The sequence below is a fragment of the Dolichospermum sp. UHCC 0315A genome, from assembly GCF_008121535.1.
Lineage (GTDB): Bacteria > Cyanobacteriota > Cyanobacteriia > Cyanobacteriales > Nostocaceae > Dolichospermum > Dolichospermum lemmermannii.
The window spans coordinates 3,510,554-3,527,139 of sequence record NZ_CP043056.1 but is presented as its reverse complement, the minus strand read 5'-3'; the positions used below and the strand labels follow the sequence as shown (position 1 = coordinate 3,527,139).

General features: G+C 36.6%; 11 protein-coding genes. 6 read left to right on the top strand and 5 right to left on the bottom strand.

Annotated features, from left to right (window positions below; translation table 11 throughout):
* The first annotated feature begins 548 nt into the window (after window positions 1-548).
* Entirely contained in the window at window positions 549-1,379 is an 831-nt protein-coding gene (locus BMF77_RS17010; protein WP_371735634.1) for a prohibitin family protein, read from the top strand.
* Between the two features lie 654 nt (window positions 1,380-2,033).
* Here BMF77_RS17010 and ilvB read toward each other — a convergent pair.
* From ilvB to BMF77_RS16995, 3 genes are all read right to left on the bottom strand, one after another.
* On the bottom strand, window positions 2,034-3,926 hold the full coding sequence (gene ilvB, locus BMF77_RS17005) for a biosynthetic-type acetolactate synthase large subunit (RefSeq protein ID WP_148764448.1): 1,893 nt from the start codon (window positions 3,924-3,926) through the stop codon (window positions 2,034-2,036).
* A 134-nt stretch (window positions 3,927-4,060) separates the two neighbouring features.
* Window positions 4,061-5,317, bottom strand: a complete 1,257-nt coding sequence (locus tag BMF77_RS17000) for an MFS transporter (RefSeq protein ID WP_148764446.1) — start codon at window positions 5,315-5,317, stop codon at window positions 4,061-4,063.
* A 28-nt stretch (window positions 5,318-5,345) separates the two neighbouring features.
* Window positions 5,346-5,906, bottom strand: coding sequence for a hypothetical protein (locus tag BMF77_RS16995; protein WP_148764444.1), 561 nt, complete (start codon window positions 5,904-5,906; stop codon window positions 5,346-5,348).
* Window positions 5,907-6,115: 209 nt separating this feature from the next.
* Between BMF77_RS16995 and BMF77_RS16990 the strand changes: the two genes are divergently transcribed.
* On the top strand, window positions 6,116-7,096 hold the full coding sequence (locus tag BMF77_RS16990; RefSeq protein ID WP_148764442.1) for an aldo/keto reductase: 981 nt from the start codon (window positions 6,116-6,118) through the stop codon (window positions 7,094-7,096).
* 86 nt (window positions 7,097-7,182) lie between these two features.
* Here BMF77_RS16990 and BMF77_RS16985 read toward each other — a convergent pair whose 3' ends face one another.
* Window positions 7,183-8,331, bottom strand: coding sequence for a DNA methyltransferase (locus tag BMF77_RS16985; RefSeq protein WP_148764440.1), 1,149 nt, complete (start codon window positions 8,329-8,331; stop codon window positions 7,183-7,185).
* Entirely contained in the window at window positions 8,328-9,362 is a 1,035-nt protein-coding gene (locus BMF77_RS16980; RefSeq protein WP_148764438.1) for a site-specific DNA-methyltransferase, read from the bottom strand. Before BMF77_RS16980 ends, BMF77_RS16985 begins: the two co-directional genes overlap by 4 nt.
* Before the next feature lie 216 nt (window positions 9,363-9,578).
* Between BMF77_RS16980 and BMF77_RS16975 the strand changes: the two genes are divergently transcribed.
* From BMF77_RS16975 to BMF77_RS16960, 4 genes are all read left to right on the top strand, one after another.
* Complete coding sequence (locus BMF77_RS16975; RefSeq protein ID WP_148764436.1) at window positions 9,579-10,454, top strand: hypothetical protein; 876 nt, start codon at window positions 9,579-9,581, stop codon at window positions 10,452-10,454.
* A 148-nt stretch (window positions 10,455-10,602) separates the two neighbouring features.
* On the top strand, window positions 10,603-11,820 hold the full coding sequence (locus BMF77_RS16970; protein WP_148764434.1) for a DUF4336 domain-containing protein: 1,218 nt from the start codon (window positions 10,603-10,605) through the stop codon (window positions 11,818-11,820).
* Between the two features lie 425 nt (window positions 11,821-12,245).
* A complete protein-coding gene (locus BMF77_RS16965; protein ID WP_148764432.1) occupies window positions 12,246-12,827 on the top strand; it encodes a Uma2 family endonuclease in 582 nt (193 codons plus the stop codon).
* Between the two features lie 612 nt (window positions 12,828-13,439).
* Window positions 13,440-16,328, top strand: coding sequence for a DNA methyltransferase (locus tag BMF77_RS16960; protein ID WP_148764430.1), 2,889 nt, complete (start codon window positions 13,440-13,442; stop codon window positions 16,326-16,328).
* Window positions 16,329-16,586 lie beyond the last annotated feature (258 nt).

Genomic DNA, 16,586 nt, shown 5'->3' with positions numbered 1-16,586 from the left:
TATACTTGTATGTTAAGTGTATATAAACTCCTCACAATACAAAAAACTTTATGGGCTTTATATTTTCTCTGCTTACGAGTCTCATAGCAATTCTCATAAGACCTCGCGGTAAGTGGGAAACGAGCGTGGCTTGGCTCCCAACAGAGGGAAGCGACACGAGGGATTTTAATCCCTGTGGTATGCTAGAATGAAATCGTGAGTAAGAACAATAAACATCTACATGTTGAAACATCCTAGTACGGAGAAATCCCGGCTCCTATGAAACAACGGTTAGGTTCAAGTCCTAGCGGCAGTATTGACAAGAAAGAGCAAGTAATGGCAGGTTGTGGAGCGTACCGTATCTTGGCTTAGTGATGGACTCTGAAAACACTGAAAACAATAAAAGTAAGCGCAATTTCGACACCTTGATTGGTGGTTGTATTGAGCGTCTAGGCGGCGTTTGACGGTCGCAGCGAGATTAGATTAGGCTAAACCTTTAATCTAATTCTGTCAGTAGAATCTCAGTGGCTGTCTTCCCTGAGAGTGTCAAATATCTCCAAACTGGTAGAATAACCAGCGAAAGGACTAAATTGGCAGTCCGGGGAATTACCATATTAATTGGTAGTATGACCTTACTGGCTTCAATTTCTAGACTGTTGGTAATTGTTCCACCGGGAAATGTCGGTATTGTCAACTCATTTGGTAAAATTTCCGATAATACTCTTGATTCAGGAGTTCATGTAGTTAACCCCTTTGCCAAAGTTATAAATTTTTCTACTCGTCTTAAGGATATCAAGGAAAATATAGATACAACATCTCAAGAAGGTTTGAGTTTAAATCTTGATGTTAGTCTTCAATATAAACTTGATCCTCAAAAAGCAGCAATAGTATATAAAACAATTGGAACTGATGAAAAACAATTGATAATTTCTAGATTTCGTTCTACTGTTCGCGCTATTACAGCTAATTATTCCGCTAGTGCAATTTATTCAACAAAACGCCAAGAAGTAGCTCAAAAAATTGATGAAGAACTCACAAAAGAAATCCCCAGTTTGGGTTTTATAGTTGAACAAGCACTTTTGCGAAATGTGAAAATGCCTGAGACTTTGCAAACAGCGATTCAACAAAAGCTCAAAGCAGAACAAGAAAATGAGCAAATGAAATTTGTATTAGAAAAAGAGCGTCAAGAAGCAGAACGGAAAAGAATTGAAGCTAAAGGTATAGCTGATTCTCAAAAAATTATTGCTGGTGGACTCACTAACCAAGTTTTGCAATTACGCTCGATTGAAGCTACAGAAAAAATTGCTGAATCTAATAATTCCAAAATTGTCGTTATCGGTTCTGAAAAGGGAGGAATACCTATTTTAATTCAGCCAGAGTCAGGAGTATCAAAACCTTAAAAGGTTCTCTATTTTTGGACTTTACTTTTCGTTACATATTACTCTTCGAGAAGCCGCTCCGCGTCTACGGTTTTTTCCGTTCACCTACTTAATTGATTTTGCTTAAAATCCTGAATTACAATTCTGATAAGGGTAAAGCTTGACACTCTCAGGAAGCCAAGCCGCTGAGATTCTTGGTTCAACGAGTCAACTTAGCTTAGACCCCTTGCGGTATCTAAGTCAGAGGTGGTTCTCTCCCCAAGCGTTAACTTTCCTCCTGTCCGGAGGTAGTTGCATTGCTGCAAATTTTGATTGAATTTCAATCCTGTGTCGTCTAGCTCCCATGAAGATTTTACCTATTCCTGGGCAGGAACTAGAACTATGGAATAGAACCCCATATCTTCAATTGTCAAGGTACAGATTGCCATTAGGCAGCTAGGTTTTTAGACAGGTTGATTACCGTTCCTGTTGTGAACAGTGTAACACCATTAAGTACAAAGGCGATAACTCTTTACGTACTTTAACCAATCTTTACAAAAAGAAAAACTCTATGCGGTTAAAACCGCACGAGTCGCTTATATCTCAGGTCTAAAGACATGGTTCCTGAGCTTGTCGAAGGACTGAGTTTCACGCTTACCGGATGTCTCTATAATGCTAAACCCCTACAAAATCTAACTACAACTTTGTTCCACAATCAGAACAGAAATTATGGTTAGGTTGGTTTTGAGTCCCACAATTGCTGCAAGAAATTGATTCAACTGCGGTTCTTGGTGTTGGCTTAGGTAAACCAACCATTTGCGAGTTATTCTTACCAGGCGCTACCATGGGATAGCAATTTTCATCTCTGGTAATGTGGACATTCACAATTACAGGGCCATTGTGTGCCAGCATTTCGGCAATTTTATCTGCCAATTCTTCCCGCTTGGTAATTACCATCCCCTTGATGCCATAAGCCTGTGCTAAAAGCTCAATATCAGGCATTCCGACTTCCATGTTAGAAGATGAATAACGCTGTCCATAGAAGGCTTCCTGCCACTGCCGCACCATGCCCTGCCAACCGTTATTTAAGATCAAAGTCTTGACATTAATGCCATATTGTGCTAACGTTCCCAACTCCTGCAAACACATTTGGAAACTGGCATCACCGCTGATACAGATTACTTCTTCGTCCGGGAATGCCACCTTTGCACCCATAGCCGCAGGAACACCAAAACCCATTGTTCCTAAACCCGCGCTAGAAATCCAGCGTCTTGGACCATTTTTGAGGAATTGGGCTGCCCACATTTGATGTTGACCAACATCTGTAGTATAAAATGCGTGGGGGGCTTGACTACCAACTTCAACAATTACCTCTTGAGGAGAAATGCTGTCGGCATGATGGGGGACAATTAAAGGATAATCTTGTTTCCAACTGTTAATTAAGTTTAACCATTCTTGATTTTGGTTAGGTGTGGCTTTGGTATTTGCGTCTTGACATCGCCGTAATAAGTCTTTTAAGACGTTTTTGACATCCCCCACAATGGGAACTTGGGGAACGCGGTTTTTACCGACTTCTGCGGGGTCAATATCAATGTGAATGACTTTGGCTAAAGAGGCAAATTCATCTAATTTACCTGTCACTCGGTCATCAAATCTTGCACCAACACAAATTAATAAATCGCAATCTGTAACGGCAAAGTTAGCGTAGGCTGTGCCGTGCATTCCCAACATTCCCAAGGACAGGGGATGATGTTCATCAAATGCACCGATACCCATTAAGGTAGTAGTGACGGGGAGATTAAATAATTCTGCCAGTTGTTTGACTTCTTCGTGGGCATTAGCGGCGATCGCTCCTCCCCCAACATACAACAATGGGCGACGACTTTCTCTAATTAATTGAATTGCCGCATTAATTTGGCGCGGATTTCCCTTGACTGTGGGACGGTAGCCAGGTAACTTAATTGAACCCGGTGCCACAGGCACATAATCAAATTCTTCTAACGCTACATCTTTGGGAACATCAATTAAAACAGGTCCAGGTCTACCAGTGCTGGCAATGTGAAAAGCTTCAGCCACAATCCGCGCCATATCTTTGGCATCACGGACTACATAAGAATGCTTAACAATGGGTAAGGTAATTCCATAAATATCTGTTTCCTGAAAAGCATCTGTACCAATGGAAGCTCTTGGTACTTGTCCCGTAACCACAATCATGGGGATAGAATCCATGTAAGCCGTAGCAATACCCGTAACTAAGTTGGTTGCCCCAGGACCGGAAGTACCAAAGCATACTCCTACTTTACCAGTAGCACGGGCGTAACCGTCGGCGGCGTGGGAAGCACCTTGTTCATGTCTAACTAAGATATGTTTGACCGTACCCCCAGCTTCTATTTTATAGAGGTCATCATAAATCGGTAGAATCGCGCCACCGGGATAACCAAAAATATGCTCAACACCATGACGGATGAGACTATCTATCAACGCGAAACCGCCAGATGCCCGTTTTGGTGAGGGAACTGACGAATTAGATACGGGAGACTGCTGATTATTTTCAGATTTTGGGAGACTGATTTGAGAAGACGAAACCACAGTTAACCTCAAAGTATAGCTAAAATTAACGCTTAGATTCTGTATTTAAAACTTCATTTTAATGTAAAAATTCTCACAATAGCAGAGAAAGCCGGATTTATTAGCGTTAAGAATGGATTATGATTGTACAATTTTTAGATCACATCTTGCAATACCCGCCGAGTATTTTGCCAAGTCCAGACACCAACAGCCCCGACAACTATACTCATTCCGAATAACACCGCCGACAATCCAAAGGCATTGACTAGCTTTGTCGTAATTAATAGAGGTGCTGTCAGAGCGATATTAATGGCATGATTTTGAAAACCAAAGACTTTACCGTGCATTTCTGATGGTGTTTGTTGCTGAATTAAAGTTTGCATTGGCACGTTGACAAAAGCTGCACCCACGCCTAAGAAAATACAAAGTCCTAATGCTAGGGGTTGGTTATCAATGAAAATGAATAAACCTAATGAAACCGCCATCATCAAAAATCCGATTAAAGGCAAGGGTTTATTGTATAGTCTATGTCCAAAATTCCCCAAAATAGCCGCACCTATTACCATACCCACCCCAGCCGCAGCTACGAAAGAGCTAAATTCTTCTGGTGCTAAATGTAACCTAGCCGCCATACCAATGGCTAATTCTATCAGGGCGGCAAATACGCAGTATAATGTAACTATTTGTAGCATGGCATTCCATACCAGCCGATTTTGTTTGAGATAGCGTAGTCCTAACAAAAATTCAGCCCAGGGATTAATTGCGGCTGTTTCTTCGTGAATCCGTTTGGGTTCTTGAAACTGAATCGGCATCATAATCACGGCAGAAATTAGATATAAGCAGCCAACGACCAATTCTTTACCAAAGCCCTTATTAAAGGTTTCAAACCAATTCAACATCGGAGTAGCCACCGCATTACCAATAATTAATGCAGCCATCATTGTGCTGCTAAATAAGGCATTGGCAGCCATTAAACCTTCTTTTCTTACCAACAGGGGAATTGAAGCCTGTTCTGCTGGGGCAAAAAACTGGGTAACGGTAGAGATAGAAAAGGTGAAGAATAAAAGTATCCCAAATTCTCGTGGCAGGAAGGGAATTAGCAGCATGAATATCCCCCGTACCAGATCTGAACCCACCATAATCAGTTTTTTTGGCACACGGTCAACGATCACACCACCGGCAGAGCCAAACAAGATTGCGGGTACGGTAAATGCCATATACAAATAGAAGCGTGCATCACCGCCTATCTGATTCGGGGGTAAATAGAGTTGCAGTAAGGCAATCATTAAGACAAAGAATACCTTATCAGCTAATTGGGAAATTAGTTGACCAATCCACAGGAGCATAAAACCCCGGTTTTTCAGCAGTCCGGTAAAACCGTTATTAACAGCAGTAGGTTCAGTGGGAAACATCAGATACTTGGGAATGGGGAATAAATAGTCAATATTTCTTGTTATAACGTTCTAAGAGGAAATTGAGAAATTCAGATGCACTGAGGTAGTTTTTGGTGGGAGAGAACCCCAATGATGGATTTACCCATTGGCCTGGGACAGATTGGGGGGAGTGCCACATTGATAAATGGTCAACTGCTGGCTCGGCATAAAAGTTGTTTTCTCCCATACCGAGATAAGCTGAAGTCCAATGGGTGTAATAATCATGACTTAAACGATGAATCGGGAAATTGCCAGCTAGAGGGACTCCCCAACCATCAATAGCAATGAAGGCTTGCACATGACCGCCCAAAAGTTGCCACGCTGTGGCTGCACCTATACCGCCAATTACACCAGCACTAAAGCATAAGAATATAACAGGCGATTCTAGCTTATTACCAAGGCGATTGTGCAAAAAATGTAAAATATGAAATGTTGATAAAGTTAAATAACCCTGTTCCGGAAAAATCAGTATATCTACGGAGTTTTGATTACTTTGATTCAAGCACCCTTGGATAAAGCTTTTAGTTAATTCTGGTTCGTGAATTCCCGGACAAATAATAATGGGCATTTATTTTTTATCTTTGAAAAGTCTGCAAAAAATTAAAGGTATTTTCGCGCAAAGACGCAAAGGAGCAAAGACGCAAAGAAAGAGATTAACTCAGATTGTGGTCTAATACATGAAAACTGCTGTAAGAATATATTACATGAGTGGTATAGTATTGACCTATTTATTCCTTGATAATGAGTTTTGGGACAACTTTAAACAACTGCCTAAATATGCTAACTAACAATTTATTAAATCTCCCTCTCATGGGTTGCGGTACTTGGGCTTGGGGAAACCAACTGCTCTGGGGGTACGATGAAAGTATGGATAACCAATTGCAAGAGGTTTTTAATCTCTGTGTTAGCAATGGTATTACATTATTTGATACGGGTGATTCCTACGGTACTGGCAAGTTAAAGGGACGCAGTGAGTTACTTTTAGGAAAATTTGCCCAAGCATATCAAGGTTTAAATCAAGAGCATATTTGCATTGCTACTAAGTTAGCTGCATACCCTTGGAGATGGACTAGAAATTCAATTATATCAGCTTGTCATGCTTCGGCAAAAAGATTAGGACGCAATGTTGATTTGGTGCAAATGCACTGGTCTACTGCTAATTATGCACCTTGGCAAGAGGTTGGTTTATTAGATGGTTTGGGTGATTTGTATGAGCAAGGTTTGGTGAAGGGTGTGGGCTTATCTAATTATGGTACAAAACGACTTTTATGGGTACATAAAAGATTTCAGGAAAGAGGTATACCGATTAAAACTTTGCAGGTGCAATATTCACTTTTATCTACTTATCCGGTGACGGAATTAGGTTTAAAGGATGTTTGTGATGATTTGGGAATTGCATTAATTGCTTATAGTCCTTTAGGGTTGGGTTTATTAACAGGAAAGTTTTCGGAAAATGGCAGTTTTCCCAAAGGTATTCGCGGGTTTTTATGTAAACAGTTATTACCAGGAATGAAGCCGCTTTTAGGTTGTTTACAGGAAATAGCAAATACGAGAAATAAAACTATGTCTCAAGTGGCTATTAATTGGTGTATTAGTAAAGGCACAATTCCCATTCCTGGGGCTAAAAGTGGGGAACAAGCAAAGGAGAATATTGGGGCTTTGGGGTGGGTTTTGAGTGATGGTGAGGTGGTAGAGTTGGATAATGCTGCTGATAGGGTAGAGAAGAAAATGGTGCAGAATATTTTTCAGACAAGGTGAGATAAAAACAAATATCTAAAAAATAGAATAATGTTAATGCGTCCTAATCCACTATTTATTAGTAATACTGATTGTGGGTCACACTACTATATATATTTTTGTAAAATTATTTGCCAAGCTTGAATATGAGAATCTTTAACTTCTGTTGAATTTTTAGCATCTTTTACTAATTCTTCTGTATATGTTTTGATAAATTCATGATAATCTTCTATAAAACGCAGGTAATATTTTAAGGTGTTCACAATACCATTAGCAATAATTTCTAACCCACGTTCTCTTTTAATTTTCAAAATCAATTCATTAATATATTTTTCTTCATCTTTATTAAGAAAACAGTCTTTGTATGTAGTTAGAATATAATACCTTTTTATTGTTGTATTTGCAGATTTTTTTACTATATCTAATATCATATTTCTATCAATAGGAATATTGTGTTTTATCTCTAATATTTCAAAGGGATTGTTATGGTTATCCCTTATTTCTATATCACCATAACCATGTTTATCAGCAGAAGTATGAACATTTAAAGGTAGTAATACTTTATTTTCAAATCTGCGGACAGTTTTAAATATTTGTTTATAGATAGCAAAAATTACAATTACTGGTAATCTAGAACTTAAAGGTTCTTCAAAATGTCTTTCTACCATTTTCAGCACTGTATTAATATTGATAATATTTACAGAATTAACAATTTCTAAAGTTTCTGTAAAAACTATTTCTTGAGATTGGGAAATAAGATATAATTGTGCTAAGATATAAACTAAACAATTTTCAATATCAATTGTTTGATTTTCAATTTTATCAATTAGTTGTAAAAAAGGTGTAACTAAGCTTTTACTCCTTAATGGTAATTTAAATCCCTCCTCAAAATTCCAGATAATTTCTGCGCGTGTTGCTTTAGTTAAAAATGCAGTTTCTTTATTAGCATATTTAGGAAATTTACTTTTAAAAAAGGGTGTAGTTACCTTAGTATCAAGAACTCTTGCGGAATATCCATTGATAAACTTAGCCATGTGTAACCTGATATCTTGTTCAGGTTTAATTATTTTCTTGAGTAGGGTGGTAATAATTACTTGAATTAAAGATTTATCGGTTTCTATTTTTTGAATAAAAATATCTACAAAGTTTTTTATTTCTTGATCAAATTCTGTGAATGATTGATTTTTAACTAATTCAAGTGATTGCTGATAGGATTTTTCTAGTCTTTCTATTTCTTGATTATAATCATATTTCATATAAATAATTCCTGTTGTTGAGAATCAGATTCTTCCATACGGTTATTAGCTAAGTTTACATAATCAGGATTGATTTCAATTCCTAAATAATTTCTATTTAAATTTCTAGCTGCGATACAAGTTGTACCACTACCACAAAAAGGATCAAGGACAAAATCACATTCTTGAGTTAATAATTTAATCAGTTCTTGAATAATATACATCGGATAAACTGCTGGATGATGATTATTTTTAGTAATTTCCACCGGACTTTCAATAATGTCTTTTTTCATCGTGTTTCCTAAAATTCTAATAATAGTAAAACCATTATTCTTGATTTGGTTATTTCTTCCTCCATCTTGTCCACCATAAGCTAATTTATGTACACCATGAATTTTCATTCTAAATCCTTCAATTTCTCCATTGTGTACTGCTAAAATAGCTTGATTTAATGCTTTAATAGCATTATTTTTTTGTTCTTCACTTAAATCAGAATTTTTGATTAATTCCACATATTTTTTACCTAATTTATCAGAGGGTTTACTTTTAACGCTTTTGTTAAAACTATCCAAGTGTTGTAAATAATTATCCAAATTAAAATAATAATCTTTTGATTTAGCAAATATGAAAAAAGGTTCTGTAGCTTGTATTAATTTTCTTTTATCTTGACGTGGTGTAGGATTGAGTTTTGACCATGTAATTTGATTAATAAGAAAAATATTTTGATTTTGGGTGGCTTGAATTGCAAATTTATAAGGAATTAGAGATAAACTTCCGTTGATATATTTATCTCCTAAATTAAAAACTATTACTCCAGTTTTTTTTAAAACGCGCACACATTCCCCAAAAACTGTGAGGATATTTTTTAAATATTCTGATTCAGTTGTTTCATTACCAATACCTAAATCACCATTTCCATAATTACGTTGCTGAAAATATGGTGGTGAAGTAATGATTAAATCAAAAGTATCATTTTCTATTTGTTTGAGTACAGATAAATTATCCCCAAGAATAATTTTATTTTTGAGGTCTGATATTGCTCGTAATTTCATGTGACTTTATGCAATTTAAATTTAATCTCTAATTATGTATTTCAGTGTAACAGGTTTTGTATTTTTTAAAACATTCTCTAAATAAAATTTAATAATTTAACTTTTCAAGCATCAATCACACGCACATAAGCACTACATCAGAAAAACGTGATATTTTGAGTATAATGTAAGTTACAGGTTAAATACTCAATATTCAAGAATACTATAAAATTAGCAATGCTAGAAAAATCAAGATTATATTTCCCAACTCTTACCAAATCCAAGTATCAACCCCAAAGCCAAGATACAGCAATAGAAGCTGATATTTATTTCTTTCAAAAATGGCGACAATTATCATTAAAACAACGCATAGGAAGATTTATTAGCCATGAACGAGGAGTTAAAAAACTATGTCTTGTAGGAATTAAATCTCGAAATCGCAATTCGACTATACAGGAAATTCGTGATATATTTACCCGTGCTGTATTAGGAGAAAAATTTACTCCTGATTTTCAACCAAAAGGTATTAATGAAAATATGTGGATTCAAGATTCAATTTCTTTAGCAGGAGAATTACATCAACTTTTTGAATCAATTAATATTGATTACTATGTTAATCGAGGTGTTGCTAGTTCTATTCATGGAGAACCACGTTCTACTCGTGATTTAGATTTGGTGATAGAAGTTAAACCAAATCAAATAGATTTACTGGTAAAAACTTTAGAAGCATCTGGATATTATTGTCCAGCAGGTGCGGTAGAAGATTTGCAACGAGGTTTGGGGAATATGTTGAATATTACCCATACAGAAACTATTGCTAATGCTGATATTTATATTACTGACAATTCACATTTTGCAATATCCCAAATGCAGCGAAGAATATTAGTTGATTTAGATGGAATACCTGCTTTTTGGATAGCTTCAGCAGAAGATATTATTTTACAAAAACTTCGCTGGGGAAAGGGAAGTAAATCAGAAAAACAATGGCGCGATGTTTTGGGGATAATTAAGTTACAAGCAGAAATTTTGGATTATGGTTATTTAACAGAATGGGCAGAAATTTTAGATTTAGTTGTTGATTTAAGTGAGGTATTAACTCAAGCTGGGATATGAAATAAATATAAAAATCTCTCATGCTGAGAAAACCAACTTCTCTAAGAAGTCAGAAATCTTATGTTTATCACTGCCATAATTTGCTAAACTCCTAATTTGGAAAAGCAAACAAAAATCTCAGCAGCAGGTATTGGGGGAGGTTCGCAAAGTGGTGGAAAGTGAAGACATAGAACAAATTTATCCCCAGGATTTTTCATGGCGGTTTTGGCCTGTTGTGCCAATTTATCCTTATGGTCAACGGCATACTATCCGTAAAGAAGTTGTCAAAGATACTATCTGGACTTTTGATCAATTGCAGGGAATTTTCTATGTAGTTGTGCCAATTCGCATGACTGTAGTTAAGCTGGAAAAAGGCGGTCTGCTGGTTTATGCACCTGTCGCACCTACTGGAGAATGTGTCCGGTTGCTGAATGAGTTGGTGGCAGAACACGGTGATGTTAAGTATATTATTTTGCCCACGATATCGGGAATAGAACATAAAGTATTCGTTGGTCCATTTGCGCGACGCTTTCCCACTGCACAGGTATTTGTCGCTCCCGGACAATGGAGTTTTCCGATCAATCTGCCTTTGAGTTGGTTAGGTTTACCCGGTAAACGTACTCATATCCTGCCTGAAAATAGCCAGGAAGCCCCTTTTGCTGAAGATTTTGATTATGCAACCATCGGACCGATTGATTTGGGTTTGGGTAAGTTTGCAGAGGTGGTTTTTTTCCACAAGCGATCGCACATTCTCTTAGTTACAGATACCATAGTTTCAGTACCAGCAGAGCCACCTGCAATTGTCCAACTTGACCCCTATCCCTTACTCTACCACGCGAAGGATAAAGCCTTTGACATCGTTGCAGATACCTCAGCAAACCGCCGTAAAGGGTGGCAGCGAATCACATTATTTGCCTTGTATTTCAGTCCCAGTGTGTTAGAAGTACCTACATGGGGTGAAGTATGGCGTGATGCCGAAAAAGCTCCAGAACGTTCGAGAAAAGCCTATTTCGGGTTTTTCCCCTTCCAATGGCGGGAAAATTGGCAAGATTCATTTGATATTTTACAAGGAAATGGGCGGATATTTGTTGCCCCAATTTTACAAAGTTTGATTTTAAATCGCGCACCCACAGAAACAATAAATTGGGCTAATAAAGTTGCCAGTTGGGATTTTCAATGGATTATTCCCTGTCATTTTAATGCCCCGATTAAAGTCGAACCGCAACAATTTCGTCAAGCATTTGCGTTTTTAGAAAAACAGCCTGTTGGGGGTTTAGTTAGTAGCAATAGCTATTCTTTGCCGGAGGATGATTTTAAGTTATTGAGAGATATTGATTCAGGGTTAAATAAGTTGGGTATTGTGCCACCAGCAAAAGAGAAAGTGTAATTATAAATAAACTGACAATGAGGTAGGTGTTTCAGATGTTTCAGTCTGTACACTTGGCATAAATAGACATCAGGATTTTTTATGAATATTTATCTGGGAATATTTCGGGTTTTAAAGATGAGTTTTTTTCCATCCTGAAAATATTTAATTGTCAGAATCAGGATACTCAGGATTAGAGGATTTACAGGATTTTTTATGAATATTTATCTGGGAATATTTCGGGTTTTAAAAATGAGTTTTCTTCTTCATCCTGTACATCCTTAAATCCTGGAAATCTATCATTTGTCAATAGGTAAATGACAAAAACACCTTTGTTTCAGGTTTGATTTTTATTTTGCCCCTTTGCGCCTTTGCAAGAAATAAAAAATATTAATAATTGCTATACTAGAAAAATTACAATTATCCCATAGTAACCGTAAAAATATATGACTCTTAGCCAATTTCAACCCTATATTTCCATAGAAGAATACTTACAAGCTGAAAAATCTAGCCCTATTAAACATGAATATATCCAAGGGCAAATTTACGCAATGGCTGGTGCTAGTGATGCCCATGTAACAATTACTGCTAACTTAGTTGCCCTTTTAAGAAATCATATTCGTGGTACAGGATGTCGGCTTTACGTCGCTGACATGAAAGCAAGAATTGAATCTCTAGATATTTTCTATTATCCTGATATTATGGTAACTTGCGATTCAAGAGATACACAGTTTGAATATTTTAAACGATATCCGAGTTTAATTATTGAAGTTTTATCACCTTCTACAGAAGCCTTAGATAGAGGTGATAAATTTAGTGATTATCAAGAATTAGACACTTTACAAGAATATGTTTTAGTTAGTCAAAATCGGCAACGAATTGATTGTTTCCGGCGCAATTCCGAAGAAAGATGGGTTCTTTATAGCTATAGAGTAAATCAACAATTAGAATTAACCAGTGTGAATTTTTCTTGTCCTCTCGCTGATGTTTATGAAGATGTTGCTTTTCCTCCAAATTTAAGTAAATAAAATTTTCAAGATGAGTTTTTTCTTCATGCTGAAAATGCTTAATTGTCTGATAGCGTAGCGTGGCGCAAGCCATATCAGGATGTTCAGGATTAGAGGATTTACAGGATTTTTTATGAATATTTATCTGGGGATATTTCGGGTTTTAAAGATGAGTTTTTTCTTGATCCTGAAAATGCTTAGTTGTCTGATAGCGTAGCGTGGCGCAAGCCATATCAGGATGCTCAGGATTAGAGGATTTACAGGATTTTTTATGAATATTTATCTGAGAATATTTCAGGTTTTAAAGATGAGTTTTTTACTACATCCTGAAAATCCTTAAATCCTGGAAATCCTGATTCAGATAGTAGGGTGTGTAAGCGTTGCGTAACGCACCAAAATTGATTAAATTTAATCTCATGAATTAATGTGCATTACGTCGCGTTCATAATTTAATCTATATTTCATAATATTTTCCCGCTCCTAACGCACCCTACAAACTAATGTTACGGTAACTAAACCTGGGTTGGTTTCTCCATGTTTACAAATTACGCATTTCATTAAGCACCTTACCAAGAGTACATTTTTTGAATATAATATATAAATGTTTATATTGTATCATAGTAGTGCATTGCCATGACAGACACACCTAGCAAAATCAGAAGTTTTATTGAATATTCCCGAACATTAAAAGGGGATGAAAAAGGGGAAGCACAGGTATTTTGCGATCGCCTTTTTCAAGCATTCAATCATGAAGGCTATAAAGAAGCAGGAGCAGAACTAGAATATCGGGTAAAAGTAAAAGGAAAATCTACCAAGTTTGCTGATTTACTATGGCGGCCACGATTATTGTTAGAAATGAAAAAACGAGGTGAAAAGCTAGAAAAACACTATCAGCAAGCATTTGAATATTGGCTAGAATTAGTTCCCCAGCGTCCAAAATATGTAATTCTCTGCAACTTTGATGAATTTTGGATTTATGACTTTGACATACAACTGCGAGAACCAGTAGATCAAGTTAAATTGGAAGATTTACCAAGTCGCTTTACTGTCTTAAACTTCCTCTTTCCTGAAAATCGCAAACCTTTATTTAATAATAATCTAGTTGACGTTACACGCAAAGCCGCAGATAACGTCGCACAAGTTTTTAATCGCCTCATTGAAAGAGGAGAAAAACAAGAAATTGCCCAGAGATTTATTCTTCAGTGTGTTGTTTCCTTATTTGCAGAAGATATTGATTTATTACCCAGAGGATTATTTAGTGAATTTTTAGATGATTGTCGTTCTAATCGCATTAGTTCTTATGATTTAATTGGTGGACTTTTTCAACAAATGGGAAGTCAACGCCCAGCCCCTCAAGATAGTCGTTATCGAGATGTACCTTATTTTAATGCGGGGGTATTCTCCAAAGTTGAACCAATCTCACTTACGAGAAGCGAAATTGATCTTTTAGCATCAGCAGCAACAGAACGTTGGTCAAAAGTTGAACCGGCTATTTTTGGGACATTATTTGAATCTAGCATGGGTAAAGAAGAACGTCATGCTTTAGGCGCACATTACACCAGCCCTGTAGACATTCAAAAAGTCATCTTACCTACCATTGTGCGACCTTGGGAAGAGCGCATTGATGGGGCTACTAAGCTCAATGAGTTATTAATACTCAGACAAGAATTAATTAATTTTACAGTGCTTGATCCAGCCTGTGGTAGTGGTAATTTCCTTTATGTTGCTTATCGAGAACTCAAGGGGCTAGAAGCAAAATTACTAACTAAAATTCATGAAAATTTCGGACTGAAAAATAGATTATCTATTGGCACAATGTCCCTGATTAAAACAACCCAATTTCACGGTATTGACATCAAACATTTTGCGGTAGAACTGGCAAAAGTAACTTTGATGATTGCTAAAAAGTTGGCATTAGATGAAGAAAATCAGTTACTTGATGTAGCGCAAATGAGTTTACCCATAGAAATTGATCGCGCTCTGCCTTTGGATAATTTAGATAAAAATATCCGTTGTGATGATGCTTTATTTTGTGACTGGGTGACAGCAGATGCAATTATTGGCAACCCTCCATATCAATCAAAAAACAAAATGCAGCAAGAATATGGAGTAACCTATGTCAGTCAAGTAAGAGAAAGATATGATGAAGTACCAGGAAGAGCAGATTATTGTGTTTATTGGTTTCGTCGCACTCATGATGCTTTAAAAGACGGTGGACGTGCTGGACTTGTTGGTACAAATACCATCCGTCAAAATTACTCCCGTGAAGGTGGTTTAGATTATATAGTCAATAATCGAGGAACAATTACCGAAGCAGTTTCTACTCAAGTTTGGTCAGGTAGTGCAGCAGTTCATGTTTCTATTGTTAACTGGGTCAAGGGTGAAGAACTAGGTCAAAAAAAACTATATACCCAAATTGGAGATGATAAAGATAGTCCTTGGGAAGTTTTAGAAATTGATAAAATCGGTTCTGCTTTATCTGCAAAACTTGATGTTACTCAAGCAAAAAAACTTTTAGTTAATGTGAACTCAGGAGCTTGCTATCAAGGACAAACTCATGGACATGAAGGATTTTTGCTAACTCCTCAAGAAGCTGCTATCATGATCCGACAATCAAAAAATAATGCAGAAGTAATATTTCCTTACTTAATTGCTGATGAATTAATTGGGGGAAACCCTCCTATTCCTCAAAGATATGTCATAGATTTTCATCCGCGTAATCTAATGAATTGCAAGAAATATTCTGAACCATTTAAAAGAATTGAATCAATGGTACTACCAACCCGTGAAAATACTGCAAAAGAAGAACAAAAGCGCAATGAAGAACTGTTACAAAAAAATCCCAAATCTAAAGTTAATAAACATCATCAAAATTTTCTCAGCAAATGGTGGCTACTTTCCTATCATCGAGGAGAACTAATTGAAAAAATTACAAATATCCCCAGATTTATTTGTTGTGGACAAGTCACTAAACGCCCAGTTTTTGAGTTTATTTCTTCTTCAATACGTCCCAATGCAGCGTTAATAGTATTTCCATTATCAGATGATTATTCATTTGGGATTTTACAATCTGATATTCATTGGCAATGGTTTACTTCTCGTTGTTCAACTCTAACAGCAAGGTTTAGATATACCTCTGATACAGTTTTTGATTCTTTTCCTTTTCCCCAGAATCCCAAATTATCACAGGTGAAAAAAGTAGCATTAGCAGCAGTCAAATTGCGACAGTTAAGACAAGAACTGATGACAGAACATAAGATGAGTTTACGCGAACTTTATCGTACCTTAGAGTTACCAGGAAAAAATCCCCTCCGCAAAGCACAGGAAGAACTTGATAAAGCAGTCCGTCAGGCTTATGGGATGGAAGGCACGGACGATGTATTAAAGTTTTTGCTAGAGTTAAATTTTGCAGTTGCAGACAGAGAAATAAATAATTTATCTGTAGTAGCTCCTGGTTTACCCCCCTGTGTAACTAATCCCAGCGAATTGATTACAGATGATTGTGTGAAAATGCCAGAGTAGAATTTGGTTTGTTAAAGTTGTGACCAAATTTGTCAGAATCAGGATACTGAGGATTAGAGGATTTACAGGATTATATTTGATGTTGATTTTCATAAAGTTTTGATTTCAAATATCAAATATTTTCTTAATCCTGTACATCCTTAAATCCTGGATATCCTGATTCTGACAGTAAATGAAAATAAATATTTTTATACCTTACTTAAAAATTTTAGCTTAAATTAACCTATACACAAAATCATCTATCCTCTTCCTTCGCTT

Coding starts and splice junctions, on each gene's coding strand:
- BMF77_RS16990 (WP_148764442.1), top strand. CDS start 6,116: ATGCTAACTAACAATTTATTAAATCTCCCTCTCATGGGTTGCGGTACT.
- BMF77_RS16985 (WP_148764440.1), bottom strand. CDS start 8,331: ATGAAATATGATTATAATCAAGAAATAGAAAGACTAGAAAAATCCTAT.
- BMF77_RS17000 (WP_148764446.1), bottom strand. CDS start 5,317: ATGTTTCCCACTGAACCTACTGCTGTTAATAACGGTTTTACCGGACTG.
- BMF77_RS16980 (WP_148764438.1), bottom strand. CDS start 9,362: ATGAAATTACGAGCAATATCAGACCTCAAAAATAAAATTATTCTTGGG.
- BMF77_RS16975 (WP_148764436.1), top strand. CDS start 9,579: ATGCTAGAAAAATCAAGATTATATTTCCCAACTCTTACCAAATCCAAG.
- BMF77_RS16995 (WP_148764444.1), bottom strand. CDS start 5,906: ATGCCCATTATTATTTGTCCGGGAATTCACGAACCAGAATTAACTAAA.
- BMF77_RS16960 (WP_148764430.1), top strand. CDS start 13,440: ATGACAGACACACCTAGCAAAATCAGAAGTTTTATTGAATATTCCCGA.
- BMF77_RS16965 (WP_148764432.1), top strand. CDS start 12,246: ATGACTCTTAGCCAATTTCAACCCTATATTTCCATAGAAGAATACTTA.